Origin of the sequence: Microbacterium sp. 4-7 (assembly GCF_014332665.1) — a bacterium.
Taxonomy (GTDB): Bacteria; Actinomycetota; Actinomycetes; order Actinomycetales; family Microbacteriaceae; genus Microbacterium.
Genome location: NZ_MCRH01000004.1, coordinates 31,976 through 49,080, shown reverse-complemented (window position 1 = coordinate 49,080; position 17,105 = coordinate 31,976). Strand labels below are relative to the sequence as shown.

General features: G+C 68.0%; 18 protein-coding genes. 8 read left to right on the top strand and 10 right to left on the bottom strand.

All coding sequences use genetic code 11. The features are described from left to right. Positions 1 to 21 precede the first annotated feature (21 nt). Positions 22 to 849 (top strand): SGNH/GDSL hydrolase family protein, encoded by an 828-nt coding sequence (locus tag BEP68_RS07295; RefSeq protein WP_187249633.1) that lies wholly within the window; start codon positions 22 to 24, stop codon positions 847 to 849. A gap of 18 nt (positions 850 to 867) precedes the next feature. Here the strand turns inward: BEP68_RS07295 and BEP68_RS07290 are convergent, their stop codons facing one another. After that, complete coding sequence (locus tag BEP68_RS07290) at positions 868 to 1,671, bottom strand: TrmH family RNA methyltransferase (protein ID WP_072592278.1); 804 nt, start codon at positions 1,669 to 1,671, stop codon at positions 868 to 870. 98 nt (positions 1,672 to 1,769) lie between these two features. On the opposite strand from BEP68_RS07290, the gene BEP68_RS07285 reads away from it, so the two are divergent. Both BEP68_RS07285 and BEP68_RS07280 read left to right on the top strand, forming a co-directional pair. Next, the gene (locus tag BEP68_RS07285; protein ID WP_053096052.1) at positions 1,770 to 2,609 is read left to right on the top strand and encodes a Sir2 family NAD-dependent protein deacetylase; all 840 of its coding nucleotides are present in this window, start codon (positions 1,770 to 1,772) and stop codon (positions 2,607 to 2,609) included. Then, positions 2,606 to 3,193: a histidine phosphatase family protein gene (locus tag BEP68_RS07280; RefSeq protein WP_053096051.1), complete on the top strand. Its 588-nt coding sequence runs from the start codon at positions 2,606 to 2,608 to the stop codon at positions 3,191 to 3,193. The genes BEP68_RS07285 and BEP68_RS07280 overlap by 4 nt, the downstream gene beginning before the upstream one ends. Positions 3,194 to 3,219: 26 nt before the next feature. On the opposite strand, the gene BEP68_RS07275 is transcribed toward BEP68_RS07280, so the two are convergent. Genes BEP68_RS07275 through BEP68_RS07255 form a run of 5 tightly spaced genes read right to left on the bottom strand, consistent with a single transcriptional unit; the run spans position 3,220 to position 9,182 of the window. Beyond that, positions 3,220 to 4,026, bottom strand: a complete 807-nt coding sequence (locus tag BEP68_RS07275; RefSeq protein WP_056278712.1) for an HpcH/HpaI aldolase/citrate lyase family protein — start codon at positions 4,024 to 4,026, stop codon at positions 3,220 to 3,222. After that, a complete protein-coding gene (locus BEP68_RS07270; protein WP_056279055.1) occupies positions 4,023 to 4,502 on the bottom strand; it encodes a MaoC family dehydratase in 480 nt (159 codons plus the stop codon). The genes BEP68_RS07275 and BEP68_RS07270 overlap by 4 nt, the downstream gene beginning before the upstream one ends. A gap of 47 nt (positions 4,503 to 4,549) precedes the next feature. Next, the gene (locus tag BEP68_RS07265; protein WP_187249632.1) at positions 4,550 to 5,698 is read right to left on the bottom strand and encodes an acyl-CoA dehydrogenase family protein; all 1,149 of its coding nucleotides are present in this window, start codon (positions 5,696 to 5,698) and stop codon (positions 4,550 to 4,552) included. Between the two features lie 2 nt (positions 5,699 to 5,700). Beyond that, on the bottom strand, positions 5,701 to 7,623 hold the full coding sequence (locus BEP68_RS07260; RefSeq protein ID WP_187249631.1) for an acetyl/propionyl/methylcrotonyl-CoA carboxylase subunit alpha: 1,923 nt from the start codon (positions 7,621 to 7,623) through the stop codon (positions 5,701 to 5,703). Between the two features lie 5 nt (positions 7,624 to 7,628). Continuing rightward, the gene (locus BEP68_RS07255) at positions 7,629 to 9,182 is read right to left on the bottom strand and encodes a carboxyl transferase domain-containing protein (RefSeq protein WP_187249630.1); all 1,554 of its coding nucleotides are present in this window, start codon (positions 9,180 to 9,182) and stop codon (positions 7,629 to 7,631) included. A 112-nt stretch (positions 9,183 to 9,294) separates the two neighbouring features. On the opposite strand from BEP68_RS07255, the gene BEP68_RS07250 reads away from it, so the two are divergent. Continuing rightward, a complete protein-coding gene (locus BEP68_RS07250) occupies positions 9,295 to 9,888 on the top strand; it encodes a TetR/AcrR family transcriptional regulator (protein ID WP_053096047.1) in 594 nt (197 codons plus the stop codon). On the opposite strand, the gene BEP68_RS07245 is transcribed toward BEP68_RS07250, so the two are convergent. Genes BEP68_RS07245 through pdhA form a run of 3 tightly spaced genes read right to left on the bottom strand, consistent with a single transcriptional unit; the run spans position 9,881 to position 13,370 of the window. Then, positions 9,881 to 11,245 (bottom strand): dihydrolipoamide acetyltransferase family protein, encoded by a 1,365-nt coding sequence (locus BEP68_RS07245; RefSeq protein WP_187249629.1) that lies wholly within the window; start codon positions 11,243 to 11,245, stop codon positions 9,881 to 9,883. The genes BEP68_RS07250 and BEP68_RS07245 overlap by 8 nt on opposite strands. Next, a complete protein-coding gene (locus BEP68_RS07240; protein WP_187249628.1) occupies positions 11,242 to 12,252 on the bottom strand; it encodes an alpha-ketoacid dehydrogenase subunit beta in 1,011 nt (336 codons plus the stop codon). The genes BEP68_RS07245 and BEP68_RS07240 overlap by 4 nt, the downstream gene beginning before the upstream one ends. Before the next feature lie 2 nt (positions 12,253 to 12,254). Next, complete coding sequence (gene pdhA / locus BEP68_RS07235) at positions 12,255 to 13,370, bottom strand: pyruvate dehydrogenase (acetyl-transferring) E1 component subunit alpha (RefSeq protein ID WP_187249627.1); 1,116 nt, start codon at positions 13,368 to 13,370, stop codon at positions 12,255 to 12,257. A gap of 168 nt (positions 13,371 to 13,538) precedes the next feature. Between pdhA and BEP68_RS07230 the strand changes: the two genes are divergently transcribed. Then, positions 13,539 to 14,012: an Lrp/AsnC family transcriptional regulator gene (locus tag BEP68_RS07230; protein ID WP_053096043.1), complete on the top strand. Its 474-nt coding sequence runs from the start codon at positions 13,539 to 13,541 to the stop codon at positions 14,010 to 14,012. Here the strand turns inward: BEP68_RS07230 and BEP68_RS07225 are convergent. Continuing rightward, a complete protein-coding gene (locus tag BEP68_RS07225; RefSeq protein ID WP_187249626.1) occupies positions 13,984 to 14,883 on the bottom strand; it encodes an alpha/beta fold hydrolase in 900 nt (299 codons plus the stop codon). The genes BEP68_RS07230 and BEP68_RS07225 overlap by 29 nt on opposite strands. A gap of 80 nt (positions 14,884 to 14,963) precedes the next feature. On the opposite strand from BEP68_RS07225, the gene BEP68_RS07220 reads away from it, so the two are divergent. The 3 genes from BEP68_RS07220 (at position 14,964) to BEP68_RS07210 (ending at position 17,054) form a co-directional block, all read left to right on the top strand. After that, on the top strand, positions 14,964 to 15,716 hold the full coding sequence (locus BEP68_RS07220) for an exonuclease domain-containing protein (RefSeq protein ID WP_187249625.1): 753 nt from the start codon (positions 14,964 to 14,966) through the stop codon (positions 15,714 to 15,716). After that, complete coding sequence (locus tag BEP68_RS07215) at positions 15,697 to 16,635, top strand: helix-turn-helix transcriptional regulator (RefSeq protein ID WP_187249624.1); 939 nt, start codon at positions 15,697 to 15,699, stop codon at positions 16,633 to 16,635. Before BEP68_RS07220 ends, BEP68_RS07215 begins: the two co-directional genes overlap by 20 nt. Before the next feature lie 86 nt (positions 16,636 to 16,721). Beyond that, positions 16,722 to 17,054 carry a hypothetical protein gene (locus tag BEP68_RS07210; RefSeq protein WP_053096040.1) on the top strand — a complete coding sequence of 111 codons (333 nt, stop codon included), beginning with the start codon at positions 16,722 to 16,724 and terminating at the stop codon, positions 17,052 to 17,054. The last annotated feature ends 51 nt before the right edge of the window (positions 17,055 to 17,105 follow it).

Here is a 17,105-nt window from a genome sequence, read left to right as displayed (position 1 = left end):
TCGTTCGCGAAGGAGAGCTGGATGACAGACCCGGATTCGATCCGAACCCCGGAACTCGACAACGAGAATCCGCACCCCTGGCGGAGGTTCGTCGCGATCGGCGACTCGTTCACCGAGGGGATCGGCGACCCCGATCCCTCGCAGCCGGGCAGCCACCGCGGCTGGGCCGACCGCGTCGCCGAGGTGCTCTCGCGTCAGGTCGACGACTTCGCGTACGCCAACCTCGCCGTGCGCGGCAAGCTGATCGCCCAGATCGTGCGCGACCAGATCGAACCCGCCGTGGCGCTGCATCCCGACCTGATCTCGATCTGCGCGGGCGGCAACGACGTGATCCGTCCGGGCACCGACCCCGACGCCATCGCCGTCCAGCTGGAGGACGCCGTCGCACGCCTGTCATCGACGGGTGCCGCCGTGCTGCTGTTCACCGGGATCGACACCGCCTTCACTCCTGTCTTCCGAGCGTTCCGCGGCAAGGTCGCGATCTACAACGAGAACGTCCGCGCGATCGCCGAGCGCCACGACTGCATCGTCGCCGACCAGTGGGCGCTCAAGGTCGTGCAGGACATGCGGTTCTTCGATGACGACCGTCTGCACTACAACTCGCTGGGCCATCATGAGGTCGCCCGCATGGCCCTGCGCGCGCTCAACGTGCCCAACGACCTCGAGTCCATGCAGCCCGAGCCGCTTCCGCTGCGCACCTGGCGGGAGGCGCGCTCCGAAGACCTCGGCTGGGCGCGGGAGCATCTGGTTCCGTGGGTGCTGCGGCGTCTTCGCCATGAGTCATCCGGTGATCACATCGTCGCGAAACGTCCCGAGCCCTCGCCGATCATCTTCCCGTCGTCCGACTGACCATCTCATCTCATCCCGTCAGCGGCGTCCGAGCGCCCACAGCGCCACGGCCGCGGCAGACGCCACGTTCAGCGAGTCGACGCCTCCCGACATGGGAATCGTCACCACGGTGTCTGCCTCGTCGAGGGCGGTGCGTGAGAGTCCGTCGCCTTCGGATCCCATGACGAGAGCGACGCGCTCGGGACGCGACGCGACATAGGCGTCGAGAGTCACCGCGTCGTCGCTCAGCGCGAGGGCCGCGACGTCGAACCCCGCGGCATGAAGGTCGGTGACGGCGGACGCCCAGTCCGTGATACGGGTCCACGGCACCTGGAACACCGTTCCCATGCTGACGCGCACGCTGCGCCGGTACAGGGGGTCGGCTCCCCCGGGAGACACCAGCACGGCATCCGCTCCGAGCGCGGCGGCCGCACGGAATGCGGCGCCGACATTCGTGTGATCGCCGACGTTCTCGAGAATCAGCACGAGCGTGGCGGAGTCGATGACCTCACGCACCGTCGGCAGGTCAGGACGATGCATCGAGGCGATCGTGCCCCGGTGCACGGCGAAACCGGTCAGCGCCTCCGCCACCTCGTCCGGGACGACGTACACAGGTACATCGAGTTCGCCGACGATCGCTCGGATGTCCTCCACCCGCCGCTCCTGAACGAGGACCGATCGCGGACGATGCCCCGCAGCGACGGCTCGCGCGATGACTTTCGTCGATTCGGCGATGTACAGCCCGCCGGCCGGGTCGCTCACACTTCGGAGCGCGGTGTCGGTCAGTGCGCGATAGTCGTCGAGTCGTCGATCATCGGGATTCGTCACGCGCAGCAGTTCCACGAGCCCCAGTCTGCCATCGCTCTCCGAGTCGCCGTCGCGGTCGGCCGCGACGCGTCGAGCGGGCCTGCGCACGCCGTAGACTCGCAGAGGGAGGTCCTGTGAGCGCATCGAGTCCGGTCGAACTGTCGACCACCATCGCTCGCACCGCCGAACTCCTGCGCGGTCGGAAGATCGCCTTGCTCACGGGCGCCGGGATCTCCACGGACTCGGGAATCCCCGCTTACCGCGGCGAAGGGTCGCGCAACCGGACTGATCCCATGACGATCCAGCGGTACCTGGCCGATGAGACGGCGCGGCGTCGTTATTGGGTCGGCGGGCATCTCGGCTGGCGGGCGTTCGCCCGCGCCGAGCCGAACCCCGGCCATCTCTCTCTCGCCGCCATGGAGTCCTCCGGACACGTCACCGGCGTCATCACCCAGAACGTCGACGGACTGCATCTGCGCGCGGGCAGCTCGCACGTCATCGAAGTGCACGGCACCATGCGCAGGGTTCTCTGCCTGAAGTGCGGCCAGGTCTTCGATCGCCGCGACATCGCAGTGCAGATCGAAGAGCGCAATCCCTGGATCTCCGTCCCCGAGAACGTGGCGCTCGCTCCCGACGGCGACGTGCTCCCCGAGAGCACCGACGGCTTCATCGTGCCGGTGTGCACGGTGTGCGAAGGGATGCTGAAGCCCGACGTCGTGTTCTTCGGCGAATACGTGCCGCAGGGGCGCTTCAAGGCCGCGGAGTCGCTGCTCCGGGCGAGCGATGCGCTGATCGTCGCCGGCTCATCCCTCGTCGTCAACTCCGGCGTGCGCCTCGTCGAGCGCGCACGACGCCGCAGCATCCCCCTCATCATCATCAACCGCGAGCCGACGCGCGCGGATGTCTGGGCCGATGCCACCATCGCCGCAGGCACCAGCGACGTGCTCCCCGCGATCCAGGAGCTCCTCGAATGACTCTGCTCACGCTCATCCGCCACGGCCAGACGGATTGGAACCTCGCCCGACGGATCCAGGGCTCCACCGACATCCCCCTGAACGAGAAGGGCCGTGCGGACGCACGCACCGCCGCGGATCGTCTCGAGGGCGTGACACATCACTCGATCTACGCCAGCCCGCTGAAGCGGGCGCGGGAGACGGCAGAGATCATCTCCGAAAGCCTGGGCCTCGGGGCTCCCGTGCTGGTGCCGGACATGCGCGAGCGCGAGTTCGGTGAGGGCGAGGGCATGCTCGTCTCCGACTACATCGAGAAGTACGGCGATTGGCTCTCGCCGGTTCCCGGCGCGGAGACCCTGGAAGGTGTCGCCGAACGGGCGCTGGTCGCCCTCGACGCGATCGCCCGCGATGCTCGCCGTCGCTCCGCACCGGTGGCGGAGTCCGTCATCGTCGTGACGCACGGCGGCGTGATCCGGTCACTGATCAACCACGTCTCCGGCGGCACGCTGCCGCGCGTCGGCGAGGTGCTCGCGAACGGTTCCGCCCACCGTTTCGAGGCGTCCCCCGGATCTCTGCGTCTCATCGACCAGGCGATCCTGGTCTGAACGACCGACCGCGGGAGATCGTTCGATCAGCGGGTGCGACCGAGCAGCGACCGAGCATGCCTCAGCACGGGCTCGTCGATCATGCGTCCGTCGAAGCGGAACACTCCTCGCTCGCTCGCTGAGGCGGCGAGAACCCGGCGGGCCCACTCGAGCGTCGCGTCGTCTGGAGCGTACGCCGCGCGGATGACCGCCACTTGACTCGGGTGGATGCACGCGGTCGCGACGAACCCGGACGCGGCAGCGTCGACAGCCTCGGCCTCCTGACCTGCGACATCGCCGATCTCGATGTGCACGGCGTCGATGGCGCCCTTGCCCTGTGCCCCCGCTTCGAGGAGAACGCGGGAGCGGGCATAGCGCGCGATGTCTCGATAGCCACCCTCCGGTGTGCGGCTCGATGTGCCGCCGAGGGAGGCGACGAGATCCTCCGCGCCCCACATCATCGCGACGACCTGCGGATGTGCTGCGATGCGATCTGCCGCGTGGATCCCCTTCGCCGTCTCGCACAGGGCGATCAACGAGAACCTCTCGTCGAAAGCGGTGAGGCTCTCAGCGCTCTCGGTCTTCGCGACCATCACGGTGCGGAAGTCGGTCTGAGAGAGCATGGCGAGGTCTGAGACGAAGGCGTCGGAACCCGGTGCGTTCACGCGGACGATCACTCGATCGGGGTCCAGGTCGGCATCGACGAGATTGTCGCGAGCTGCGGCCTTCGCCTCGGCCAGGACCGCGTCTTCGAGGTCGAGGATGACAGCGTCCGCCTTCTCGAGGGCGCCGCGGAACCGTTCGGGTCGATCGGCAGGGCAGAAGAGCAGTGCCGGTCCGAGATCGAAGCTCATCGTTCCCCCTCGGGAAGGCAGTGCACGAGCACTGTTCGGGTCGCGGTGGCGACGACTGTGCCGTCCTGGTTGCGTCCGGTATGCGCGATGGTCACTATCCCCTGCCCCGCTCGCGACGTCGAGAGCCGCTTGTCGACGACCACGCTCTCGGTGTACAGCGTGTCACCGGCGAACAGCGGATGCGGGAAGGCGATCTCGCCCAACCCGAGCTGAGCCACCAGGGTGCCTTGCGTGAGCTGCGCGACGGATGCCCCGACCATGGTCGAGAGCGTCCACATCGAGTTGATCAGACGCGCACCGAACGGCTGCTGCCCGTCGGCGAAGGCGGCGTCGAGGTGCAGCGCCTGGGTGTTCATCGTGAGCGTCGTGAAGAGGACGTTGTCGGCCTCGGTCGCGGTGCGCCCAGGGCGATGAAGATATCGGGCATCGGTGACGAACTCCTCGAAGAAGAGACCGCGCTGGACGATGTCGTGCATGATCACCTCACCTCCTCGGTTCGCTGAGCGGATGGCATCCTGCCACGCTACCCGGCGAGCCCCAGCGCTCGCGCGATCACGAGGAGCTGCACCTCGGTGGTGCCCTCGCCGATCTCGAGGATCTTCGAGTCGCGATAGTGACGGGCCACCGGGAACTCGTTCATGAAGCCGTTGCCGCCGAAGATCTGCGTCGCGTCCCTGGCGTTGTCCATCGCGGCCTCGCCCGCCACGAGCTTCGCGATCGCCGCCTGCTCCGCGAACGGCCGCCCGGCGTCACGGAGCCGTGCCGCATGGTGCCAGGCGAGCCGTGCCGTGTGCACTCGGGCACGCATGCGCGCGAGGGTGAACTGCGCGTTCTGTCGCGTGCTGAGGGCGCTGCCGAAGATGGTGCGACTCTTCGCATACTCGACGGCTGCCTCGAGGCAGCCCTCCGCGGCGCCGGTCGACAGCGCGGCGATCGCGATGCGGCCCTCGTCGAGGATGCTCAGGAAGTTGCGGAAGCCGCTCCCCTGCTCACCCAGGAGGTTGCCGGCGGGGACCCGTGCCCCGGTGAAGCTGAGCGGATGCGTGTCGGACGCGTTCCACCCGACCTTGTCGTACGGCGCCTCGACGGTGAAACCGGGTGTGCCGTTGGGCACGATGATGGTCGAGATCTGCTTGCGGCCCCCCTCGTTCCCGGTGACCGCGGTGACCGTGACGAAACGCGTGATGGGCGTTCCTGAATTGGTGATGAACTGCTTCGACCCGTCGATGACCCATTCGTCGCCGTCGAGCCGGGCGGTGGTCCGGGTCGCTCCCGCGTCGCTCCCGGCCTCCGGCTCGGTGAGACCGAAGCCCGCGAGCGCTCGGCCGGCGAGCAGGTCCGGCAGGTACTCCTGCTTCTGCTCCTTGGTGCCGAAGCGGAAGACGGGCATCGCACCGAGGCTGACTCCGGCTTCGAGCGTGATGGCGATGGACTGGTCGACGCGTCCGAGCGCCTCGATCGCGATGCCCAGCGCCATGTAATCGCCGCCCTGACCCCCGTACTCCTCGGGGAACGGCAGGCCGAACAGCCCGAGGTCACCCATCTGGGCGACCACGTCCATCGACAGCGTGTGCGTGCGGTCCGCCTCGTAGGACTGCGGCGCGACGACCGTCTCGGCGAACTCGCGCACCATCGCCGCGAGTTCGCGCTCTTCATCGGTCAGCTCATGCATCGTCACTTCTCCTCCGTCGTCATGTGCGCGACCGGCTGGTCGCGTCGAACCTGATCGCCGACGGCGACCATGAGGCGCACCGTCCCGTCCTGGGGCGCCAGCACCGAATGCTCCATCTTCATCGCCTCGATCGAGACGAGCGGCGTGCCGGCGGTCACGACGTCGCCATCGCGGACATGCACGGCCACCACGCTTCCCGCCATCGGGGCTCTCGCATCCGGACCGTTCGCGGACTCGCTCTGCTCCCTCTGCTGCAGACGGTGCAGCAACAGGGCTCGGCGATCGAGAGGCTCCAGGCGCACGGTGCGTCCGTCCTCGCTGACCCAGACCGCACCGTCGTCGTCCACCGCAGCCATGGCGCGCGACCGCGAGCCGCTGGATGCAGGCGCGGGGATGACCTCGCCGCGTTCGGTCCGGAAGGAGATCTCGCGCCGATCGTCCTGCGTGAGGTCCTGCCACACCGCGCCCGCTCGCTGACTCGCCCTGGTCGCGCCGACCGCGTCATCCGTGCCTGAGACGGTTCGCCGTGCGGCGGCCAGCATCGTCGGCGATGGCGGCTCCTCGACGAACGGCAGAAGCGTCTCGATGAGTCCCGTGTCGAGGTCCCCGGCCGTGACCCGCTCATCGCGGCAGAGTGTGCGCAAGAACCCGATGTTCGTGTCCACACCCAGCACGACGGTCCTGCTCAGAGCCTCATCGAGCAGGCGGAGCGCGGTGGTCCGGTCGTCAGCGAACGCGATGATCTTCGCGATCATCGGGTCGTAGAATCCGGTCACGTCGTTGCCCGTCTCCACGGCCGCATCGACCCTCACGCCGCGCGGCGGATCGAACAGCAGCACGCGTCCGGTCGAGGGCAGGAATCCGCGCTCCGGCGATTCCGCGTACACGCGCGCCTCGACGGCGTGACCGTGCAGACCCGGCGCAGGGTCGAGACGTCCGCCTGCCGCGACGTGGATCTGCAGGGCGACGAGGTCGAGGCCGGTGACCTCCTCGGTGACGGGGTGCTCGACCTGCAGACGGGTGTTCATCTCGATGAAGAAGACCTGGTCCGGAAGATCGGCGTCGATGAGGAACTCCACGGTTCCGGCGCCGACGTACGAGACGCTCTGTGCGGCCTGCGTGGCGGCTTCGAGGAGTCGGTCCCTCGTCGACTCGGGGATCCCCGCAGAGGGAGCCTCCTCGATCACCTTCTGGTGACGTCGCTGCAGCGTGCACTCGCGCTCGCCGAGGGTGATCACCGTTCCGTGAGCGTCGCCGAACACCTGCACCTCGATGTGCCGGGGGCGTCGGATGAGCCGCTCCAGGATCAGGGAGTCGTCACCGAACGCCGAACGCGCCACCCGTCGAGCGGACGCCAGTGCGGCGCTGAGCCCGGATGCCGCCTCGACGACCTCCATACCCTTGCCGCCGCCGCCCGCACTCGGCTTGACGAGCAGCGGGTAGCCGACAGCGTCGGCCTCGTCAGCGATCTCCGCGTCCGACAGTCCTCTCGCATCGAAACCCGGCACCACCGGGACCCCGGATCGCACGACATGGTCGCGGGCCTTCGCCTTGTCTCCCATGATCTGGAGCGCGTCGACCGACGGACCGATGAAGACGATGCCGCTCTCCGCGCATGCCTCGGCCAGCCCGACGCTCTCCGAGAGGAATCCGTAGCCCGGATGGATGGCCTGCGCTCCGGTCGCGCGGGCTGCGGCGATGACGGCATCGATGTCGAGGTACGACTCGGCGACCGGCGCCGGGCCGATCCGCACGGCTTGATCGGCCTCGCGCACATGGGGGGCGTCGGCATCCGCATCGCTGTAGACGGCGACGCTGCGGATGCCCATCGCACTGAGAGTGCGGATGACCCGGCGTGCGATCTCGCCTCGATTGGCGACGAGGACGCTGTCGAAACGATGGGAGGTGGGGACACTGTTCGTCATTGCGGTCACATCCGGAAGAGGCCGAAACGCGGCTCGGGCAGAGGGCTTCGCGCGACCACATCGAGGGCGAGCCCCAGCAGGTCACGGGTCTGGGCGGGGTCGATGATGCCGTCGTCCCACAGGCGCGCGGTGGCGTAGTACGGCTCACCCTGGGTCTCGTACTGCTCCCGGATGGGCTGTTCGAACGCGAGCCTCTCGTCGGTACTCCACGCCTGTCCGCGAGCCGTCAGCTGGTCGTCCTTCACCGTCCCGAGAACGGAGGCCGCCTGGGCGCCGCCCATCACCGAGATACGGCTGGCCGGCCACGTCCACAGGAAGCGAGGCGAGTATGCACGTCCGCACATGGAGTAGTTGCCGGCCCCGAAGGATCCGCCGATGATGACGGTGAGCTTCGGCACGCGGGTGCTGGCGACGGCGGTGACCATCTTCGCTCCGTCCTTCGCGATGCCGCCCGCCTCGGCATCCGATCCGACCATGAAGCCGGAGATGTTCTGCAGGAACACCAGAGGGATGCCGCGTTGGTCGCAGAGCTCGATGAAGTGCGCGCCCTTGAGGGCGGATTCGCTGAAGAGCACTCCGTTGTTCGCGACGATCCCGACCGGGTGCCCGTGCAGGCGCCCGAAGCCGGTGACGAGGGTCGTGCCGTACTCCTTCTTGAACTCGCGGAACGTCTCGCCGTCGATCAGCCGATCGATCACCTCGTGCACGTCGTACGGGGTGTTGACGTCGACCGGGACGACGTCATAGAGCGAGCCGGGTTCGGACGGCCGACGCGACTCGACCACGTCCCAGACCGGAGCGAGGGGCGACGGCAGGGTGGCGACGATGTCGCGCAGGATCTCGAGTGCGTGCTCGTCATCCTCGGCGAGATGGTCGACCACCCCGCTGCGCCGGGCGTGCAGTTCGCCGCCGCCGAGCTCCTCCGCCGACACGATCTCACCGATCGCCGCTTTCACGAGCGGAGGGCCGCCGAGGAAGATCGTCCCCTGGCCACGCACGATGACGGTCTCGTCACTCATCGCGGGGACATAGGCTCCGCCCGCCGTGCACGAACCGAGCACGGCGGCCAGCTGCGGGATCCCCTCCGCGGACATCCTGGCCTGGTTGAAGAAGATGCGTCCGAAGTGCTCGCGGTCCGGGAACACCTCGTCCTGCTTGGGGAGGAAGGCGCCGCCGGAGTCGACGAGGTAGAGACACGGAAGTCGATTCTCGAGCGCTATCTCCTGTGCGCGCAGGTGCTTCTTGACCGTGAGCGGATAGTAGGTTCCGCCCTTGACTGTCGCGTCGTTGCACACGACCATCACGTGCCTGCCGTGGACGAGGCCGATCCCCGCGATGACTCCCGCGGCTGGCGCCTCTCCCCCGTACAGTCCGTCGGCCGCCAACGGGGCGATCTCGACGAAGGGGCTGCCCTCGTCGAGGAGTCTGGTCACGCGATCACGCGGGAGGAGCTTGCCGCGCGCGATGTGCCGTTCCCGGGATGCCTGCGGCCCCCCTTGAGCGGCGACGGCCAGTCGTTCGTGCAGCTCGGCAGCGAGAGACTGCTGGGTTGCGGGCATCGTGACGTCCTCCTCGACCACATCGCGCCGGCGTCATCGCCCTGGCGCATTCGATGCTTTCTCGGTTAGTGTTCACTAACCGATCGCATCAGGTTAGCGAGGATTAACTGAGATGACAAGCCCTCCCACTGCGCGAGACCGCGCCAAGGCGGAGCGGTCTGACGCCATCCTCCGAGAAGCCGCACGACTCTTCGCCGAGAGCGGATACAACGGTGTGAGCCTCGAAGACATCGGCGCCGCCGTAGGCGTCTCCGGACCGGCGGTCTACCGCCACTTCGCCGGCAAGCAGGCGCTGCTCGGCGCCGTGCTCGTCCAGGTGAGCGATGACCTGGTCTCGGGCGGCACGAGTGTCGCAGCGGGCGGGTCCACACCCGAGGAGCGCATCCGCGCGCTCGTCGCCTTCCACGTGGAGTTCGCGCTGGGTCACGCGGATGTGATCCGAGTGCATGACCGGGACGTCGCGCATCTCGCCGCTCAGGATCATGCCGAGGTCCGCCGGCTGCAGCGCGCATACATCGAGCTCTGGATCGAGACACTGAGCCCTCTGGTCGATGCCGACGCCGACGAGCTTCGTCTGCGGGTGCAAGCGTGCTTCGGGCTCATCAACTCGACACCGCACAGCACGCGCGCGGCGTCCCGGCAGCGCTCCGCCACCGCGACAGTGCTCGCCGCGATGGCGGAATCAGCGCTCCGAGCGACTACCTGAGCAGCATCGCCCTCCCCGGTTCCTCCAACACGTCCGCGACGTCCTTGAGGAACCTCGCTCCCTCCGCCCCGTCGACGATGCGGTGGTCGAACGACAGGCTGAGAGTCATCACTTGGCGAAGGGCGATCTCACCGCGGTACTCCCACGGAAGGCGCCGGACGGCGCCGACGGCGAGGATTCCCGACTGCCCCGGAGGCAGGATGGGGGTGCCCGCGTCGATGCCGAACACACCGATGTTCGAGATGGAGAAGGTGCCGCCCGCCAGCTCGACAGGAGATGTGCGTCCTTCCCGCGCGGTGACGGCGAGAGATGCCACCGCATCGGCGAGCTCCGTCAGTGTCAGAGACTCGGCGTCGCGGATGTGAGGCACGATGAGTCCCCTCTCGGTCGCTGCGGCGATCCCGAGGTCCACGTATCCGAACTGCACGATCTCGCCCGCGGACTCGTCCCATCGGGCATTGAGCCCGGGCGTGCGACTCAAGGCGAGACAGGCCGCTTTCGCCACCACCGCAAGCGGACCGATCCGATGCTCCGAGAGTGAGCGGTCGCCCCGCAGCGAGGCGATGAGGTCCATCGTCGCCGTGACATCCACCGTGTGGAAGACCGTGACGTGCGGTGCGGTGAACGCGCTCTCGACCATCGCCGCAGCCGTGTGCTTGCGAACTCCGCGGATGGGGATCCGCGTCTCCCGAGAGCCATCACGGAGGCTCGCGGCATCGTCCGGAACCCGCGGTCGGGGAGGCGCGGGATCGACCTGTTCTGCGGTCGTCGCCGTGCGAGACGCGTAGTCGTCGACATCCCCGCGGGTGATCACGCGGTCCCCCACCGTCGCCGCCACCAGCACGAGATCGATCCCGAGACGCTTGGCATACGCACGCACGGGCGGAGTGGAGCGCGGCCGCTCGGCGACGACCTCGACGCTCACGGTCGGCGACGCGTCGTGCGGCGCCGCTTCGAGCACGGCCGTGTCGGTCGCCGCCCCTCCGCCGACCGCACGTCTGGCACGTCGGGCCGGTCGCCCGGATGCTGATGGCGCAGCTCCGTAGCCCACGAGGTTGGGTTGCGCCTTCTCCTCAGCACCGCCGCCATTCGAGGCGGCAGACGAAGCGTCGTCGGCTCCCTCGACATCGAACTCGATCAGCGGCGCGCCCACTGCGACGGTCTCCCCCGCCGCAGCATGCAGGGCTGTGACGACGCCTGCGTGCGGAGAAGGCAACTCGACGATCGCCTTGGCGGTCTCGACCTCGGCGAGAGTCTGATTGAGCGCGACGACATCGCCGGGAGCGACGAGCCACTGGACGACCTCCGCCTCTGTGAGTCCTTCTCCGAGGTCGGGCAGTCTGAACTCCGCGTTCACGCGTCTGCTCCCGTCAGGCTGTTCGGACGGTCGAGCACCCGGTCGACGGCGTCCAGCAGTCGGTCGAGATCCGGCAGATGGTATTTCTCGAGCTTCGCCGGCGGATACGGGACGTCGTGTCCGGTCACGCGCAGCGGCGCCGACTCGAGGTACTCGAAGCAGCGCTCCGTGACGCTCGCGATCACCTCAGCCGCCATACCGGCCTCTCGCGACGCCTCGTGCGCGACGACGACACGGCCGGTCTTGCGGACCGACGTCGCCACGGTGTCGTAGTCGACCGGCGACAGCGAGCGCAGATCGATGACCTCGAGCGAGATGCCATCGTCTTCGGCGGCCTCGGCGGCCTGCAGCGCGGTCGTCACCATGGCCCCGTAGGTGATGAGCGTCGCATCTTCGCCTGTGCGGACGACTCGCGCGAGTCCCATGGGTGCGGCATCCGCGAGCGGGGCGTCGAGATCGACATCGCCCTTGTGGTGGTAGAGCCGCTTCGGTTCGAAGAAGATCACCGGGTCGTCCGACGCGATCGCCTGGCGAAGACTCCGGTAGGCGTCTTCCGGATTGGAGACCGCGATCACACGGAGCCCTGCGGTGTGCACGAAGTATGCCTCAGGCGATTCCGAGTGATGCTCGGCAGCACCGATGCCTCCCGCCCAGGGGATGCGGATCGTGATCGGCATCTTCACTCGGCCCTGCGTCCGGTAGTGCAGCTTCGCCACCTGCGCGACGATCTGGTCGAAAGCCGGATAGACGAAACCGTCGAACTGGATCTCGACCACAGGCCGATAGCCGCGGAACGCCAACCCGACCGCCATGCCGACGATGCCGGATTCAGCGAGGGGCGTGTCGATGACACGCTGGGGCCCGAACTCGTCGAGGAGTCCATCCGTGATGCGGAAGACGCCTCCGAGCTTGCCGATGTCCTCGCCCAGCAGCACGACCTTGTCGTCGTCGCGCATCGCCCGTCGTAGACCTGCTCCGAGCGCCTTTCCGAGAGTGATCTGAGTCATGCTCACGCCTCGCCGTCGAACGACGCGAGGTACGCGGCGTACTCGTCGCGCTGCCGCTCGAGGCCGGAGTGCGGCTCTGCGTAGACGCCGTCGAACACCGCGAGCGGAGGACGCGTCACCATGCCCAGGCACTCGGCGCGCATGTCTCGAGCCGCGGCGTCCGCCGCTCTCTGCGTGTCCGCGAGCTGGTCGTCGTCGAGCTCGCCGATCGAGCGCAGGTGTGCCTCCAGCCGGGCGATCGGGTCACGCTCACGCCATGCGTGGAGTTCGTCGTCGCTGCGGTAGCGGGTCGGGTCGTCGGCTGTCGTGTGCGGCCCCATGCGATATGTGACGGCCTCGATGTAGGCGGGGCCCTGTCCGGACCGCGCGTGCGCGAGAGCCCAGCGCATCGCGGCCATGCAGGCCAGCACGTCGTTGCCGTCCACGCGCAGGCTCGGGATGCCGAAGCCGGGCGCGCGTCCGGCGATCGGATACTGCGATTGCACCGACACCGGCTCCGAGATGGCCCAGTGGTTGTTCTGGCAGACGAACACCACCGGAGCCTGATACGAGGACGCGAAGATCATCGCCTCGTTCACATCTCCCTGGCTCGTGGCACCGTCGCCGAAGTAGGTGACGGCGACCTCGTCCGCATCTTCGTGACGGATGCCGAGCGCATACCCGACCGCGTGGAGCGTCTGCGCTCCGATGATGATCTGCAACGGAGCGACGCGGAGTGCTGCGGGGTCGTGACCCGCGCCCTCTTCACCACGCCACATACGGACGAAGTCGCCCGGCTGCGCGCCCCGTGCATAGATGACACCCGTTTCGCGGTAGCTCGGGAAGACGTAATCCTGCGGTGCGAGCGCCCTCGCGGTTCCGATCTGGGTCGCCTCCTGCCCCTGGCATGGCGCCCAGAGACCCAGCTGGCCCTGACGCTGGAGCGCCACCCCCTCCGCGTCGATGCGCCGGAGGACGACCATGTCGCGGTGGAGCGCGCGCAGTCCGGCACCGTCGACGTCGGCGACGAACCCGTCGAGACGAGTGTTCGCGACGCGCTCGCCGTCCGGCGCGAGGATGCGCTCCGCGAGTTCGAGATCCTGCGCCATGTCGGCGATCGGAGTGATCTGGGGTGACATCGTCGTCCTCCTCGTTCGTGGCCGTCGTCACGGGTTCTACGCGCGGCCCCGGCCTCAGCGCCGGTTCACTTGAGAGTACGTCCGCTCATCACCTCGCTCAAGCAATCGAGAGCGGCTTGAGCATGTTGCCAAATCTGGGGTACATCGTGCCTGCTATCGTTTGGCACTATGGCCGGACTTGACCGCATTGATCTGGAACTTCTCGCCGCACTCGCCGATGACCCTCGCGTGACGATCGTGGCGCTGGCGGAGAATCTCGGACTCTCCCGCAACACCATCCAGGCGCGCATGGCGCGACTCGAGCAGACAGGGATCTTCCAGTCGTACGAGCGGTCGTTCTCGACCGACGTGCTGGGGTTCCCCCTTCAGGCGTTCGTGAGCATCGGCGTGCGTCAGACCGAATTGCCGCGGATCATCAACGAACTGGCGCGCATTCCCGAGGTCGTGCAGGCGCACGGACTCAGCGGATCGATCGATCTGCTGGCACGCGTCGCGTGCAGGGACGCCCGCCACCTGTTCGACACCGATGCGCGCATCCTGTCGATCGACGGAGTCGAGCGGACTGAGACCTCCCTGGCCATGGGCGAGGTCATCCCCTTCCGCGTTGCCGGCCTCATCGGGCTCGCGAGACGGGAATCCTGAGGAATCGTCGTACGGCGCCTGCAGCCTCGGCAGGCGTCTCGTAATGGATCAGGTGTCCGACCTCGGCGATCTCCACGAGGGTCGCGTCATCGAATCTGGTGGCGAGCTCCCGCTCGACCTCGATCGGTGTGATGTCGTCGCGCTGAGCGGCGATGAGCAGAGTCGGCGTCGGGATCGAGCGGGCGAATTCGCTCACATCATGCGACACGCTCGTCACGAACGCGTCCCGCAGGACATCGCGGTCGGCGAAGCGCGAGAAGTAGGTGTCGTGCTGATCGTGGATGAAACGTCGCAGCTGCGGGTCCGACGTCTTCGCCATCGTGATGCTCATGACTCTGACGATCAGTCGATTCCGCAGCAGAGCAGTGCCCAGCCGCTCGGGCAGCCGCGCCCCGAGCGAGTAGTACAGCACGGCCAGCCGCGTCATGATGCCCTTGGGGCCCTCGAGGGCGGGTGCGCCGATCGGATTGATGAGGATCAGCCGCGGAGTCTCGAGCCCTGCCGCCACGGCCGCGGAGGCGACGATCGATCCGAAGGAGTGCCCGAGGATCACCGCCCCGGGGGCCACCGCAGCGGCGAACTCGGTCAGCCACGCGACATACTCATCGAGATCGTACGAGCGCCCGGCGACGGGCGCCGTCTCTCCGAAGCCGGGAAGGTCGGGAGAGATCACCCGGACCTCGGGAAGGAACGCGAGAACCGGCTCGAGACCGTGGTGCTCGCCTCGGAATCCATGCACGGCGACGACTGTCACATCTGCGTCGGAGGGACCGTACTCCCAGTACACGGTCGTCCCGTCTCTGACCTCGACCTCATGACGCACGACCGGCAGTCGGCTCAGACGGTCGGCATACGGAGAGGGCGCTGGCATGGATCAAGTCTAGGGTCGTCGCATGCGGGATCCCCGTGTGCCTCCGCCCCGATGTCGGAGCCCGGTTCTACGGTGAGATCATGCCCCCGGCACCCTCGCTCCCGCACTGGATCACTCGCGTAGGCGTGTTCGACCTCGAGACGACCGGTGTGGACGTGGAGCACGACCGCATCGTCAGCGCACACGTCGGGCTCCTCGACGCCGGCGGCCGCGAGATCGCCGCACGGGACTGGCTCGCGGATCCCGGCGTGCCGATTCCGGACGGCGCCACCGCCGTGCACGGGATCACGACCGAGCACGCGCGCCGCCACGGACGGCAGGGCGCCGAGGTGGTCCGAGAGGTCACGGCGGCCCTGCGATCCCTGCTTTCTCAGGGTGTGCCGATCGTGGCCTACAACGCCGCCTACGATTTCTCCCTCCTGGCACACGAGGCGCACCGCCACGGCATCCCGCCACTGGAAGACCCTTCACCGATCATCGACCCGCTCGTGATCGACAAGGCCTATGACCGCTATCGTCCGGGCAAACGCACGCTCGAGGTGGTCGCAGCCCTCTATGCGGTGCGCCTCGAGGACGCCCACGAAGCGGCGGCGGATGCCGTGGCCGCAGGCCGGGTCGCGCAGGCTCTGGCCCGCCAGTTCGTGCTTCCGGATACCCTGGAAGAGCTGCACACACGCCAGATCGGGTGGGCCCGCTCTCAGGCGGCGAGCCTCACGGAGTACTTCATCCGGATGGGCCGCATCGAACCTGATGAGCGCCTCGACGGAACCTGGCCGGTCCGTGCACGTCGAACCGTTCAGGAGGTGCCCCGCGATGCGATTCCGTACCAGTGACGTCTCGCGTGTCGAGAGCACCTGGAAGCAGTTCGTCCCGTCCGCCGTACTGCACGACGTCGACCCGCAACGCTTTCGCTTCGACTGGCACTCTGCCGATCTCGGTGCCGTGAGTCTCGTGCGCTACGACCTCGCCGCCGAGGTGCGCTCGACAGCCGAACCACAGGACCAGGTGCTGGTCTGCCGTGTCGATGGGCCCGATGCCCGGGTGTACTCCGATCGAGGAGATCTCGATGCGAGTCTCCCCTGGATCTCCGATGGTCCGAGAGTGCGCGCCCGCTGGGATGCGGGAGCGAGGGTCACGGCACTCGTCTTCGAGCGGGACACCCTGACCCACCTCGCGAAGAGGATCAGTGGCGACGACGGCGTATCCGTCCGCGTGGGCGATCTCGCTCCGCGCTCCGCGCACGCCGGGGCTGCCTGGGATCGCATGTTCGCGTATCTCGAGATGAGCGCCGCGGATCTCGTCGACGATGCGGACGATGACGATCTCGTGCGCAGCGAACTGGCTCGCCATGCCGCGGCGACGACGCTCGCGGCCTTCGCGACGACGAGTCGCCTGCAACGGCATCGGCCGGCGCAGAGCACGCCGGCGCCGGCGACGGTGCGTCGCGCCCTCGCCTTCATCGCCGAGAACTCGCACCGGCCGATCACGGTCGACGACGTCGCCGCTGCCGTCCACATCACGACGCGAGGCCTTCAATACGCCTTTCGGCGCGCGCTCGACACGACGCCGGCGGAGTCGCTGAGGCAGGCGCGCCTCGATGGAGCGCACCGCGATCTGCGTTCGGGCTCACCGACGCCGGTCGCCGCGGTGGCCCGACGGTGGGGTTTCTCGCATCCGTCTCGCTTCGCCGCGGCGTATCGCGAGAGCTTCGGCGTGCTTCCTTCTGTGACGGCGGCGAAGCACCGTCGATGACACTATGCGAACAGATTGTTCGCACATGTCGCGCGCCGCGACCAGCACGCCGGGAGCGGCGCCGACTGAGACATATATTCCGAGATATGGGTTCTCTCTATTACGGCGGCTCGGAGCCGATCCATATCGAAGATCGGGCGCTCGCGCACCTCAAGGTCGTCGTCGCGACGAAGTTGCGTCGCAACGAGAGCTTCACACTCACGTGGAAGCATCCCGACGGTGACACCGAAGGCCGTTCGACGGTCTGGCTGCATCCGTCGATCCCGCTGCGGTTCGTCTTCGACGAGAGCGAGACGCCCGAGCTCAGCCGCCGATGGATCGAGGATCTCGCTCATTCGGCCAACTCGAGCGGGGGCATCACGCTCGTCGACGAGGTCATCGACCCCTCGCCCGACCTCGACGCCGCGGGCACTCACTGACGTCCACAGGCATCGGCACGCACCCGCCGGTGTCAAGTCCCTCGCGCCCGA

Excerpts from the sequence above, each read along its gene's own strand:
- BEP68_RS07220 (WP_187249625.1), top strand. The coding sequence starts at position 14,964 with ATGCCCCCGGCACCCTCGCTCCCGCACTGGATCACTCGCGTAGGCGTG.
- BEP68_RS07210 (WP_053096040.1), top strand. The coding sequence starts at position 16,722 with ATGGGTTCTCTCTATTACGGCGGCTCGGAGCCGATCCATATCGAAGAT.
- BEP68_RS07215 (WP_187249624.1), top strand. The coding sequence starts at position 15,697 with ATGCGATTCCGTACCAGTGACGTCTCGCGTGTCGAGAGCACCTGGAAG.
- BEP68_RS07260 (WP_187249631.1), bottom strand. The coding sequence starts at position 7,623 with ATGACGAACAGTGTCCCCACCTCCCATCGTTTCGACAGCGTCCTCGTC.
- BEP68_RS07295 (WP_187249633.1), top strand. The coding sequence starts at position 22 with ATGACAGACCCGGATTCGATCCGAACCCCGGAACTCGACAACGAGAAT.
- BEP68_RS07240 (WP_187249628.1), bottom strand. The coding sequence starts at position 12,252 with ATGACTCAGATCACTCTCGGAAAGGCGCTCGGAGCAGGTCTACGACGG.
- BEP68_RS07230 (WP_053096043.1), top strand. The coding sequence starts at position 13,539 with ATGGCCGGACTTGACCGCATTGATCTGGAACTTCTCGCCGCACTCGCC.
- BEP68_RS07265 (WP_187249632.1), bottom strand. The coding sequence starts at position 5,698 with ATGCATGAGCTGACCGATGAAGAGCGCGAACTCGCGGCGATGGTGCGC.
- BEP68_RS07250 (WP_053096047.1), top strand. The coding sequence starts at position 9,295 with ATGACAAGCCCTCCCACTGCGCGAGACCGCGCCAAGGCGGAGCGGTCT.
- BEP68_RS07225 (WP_187249626.1), bottom strand. The coding sequence starts at position 14,883 with ATGCCAGCGCCCTCTCCGTATGCCGACCGTCTGAGCCGACTGCCGGTC.
- BEP68_RS07280 (WP_053096051.1), top strand. The coding sequence starts at position 2,606 with ATGACTCTGCTCACGCTCATCCGCCACGGCCAGACGGATTGGAACCTC.
- pdhA (WP_187249627.1), bottom strand. The coding sequence starts at position 13,370 with ATGTCACCCCAGATCACTCCGATCGCCGACATGGCGCAGGATCTCGAA.
- BEP68_RS07275 (WP_056278712.1), bottom strand. The coding sequence starts at position 4,026 with ATGAGCTTCGATCTCGGACCGGCACTGCTCTTCTGCCCTGCCGATCGA.
- BEP68_RS07255 (WP_187249630.1), bottom strand. The coding sequence starts at position 9,182 with ATGCCCGCAACCCAGCAGTCTCTCGCTGCCGAGCTGCACGAACGACTG.
- BEP68_RS07270 (WP_056279055.1), bottom strand. The coding sequence starts at position 4,502 with ATGCACGACATCGTCCAGCGCGGTCTCTTCTTCGAGGAGTTCGTCACC.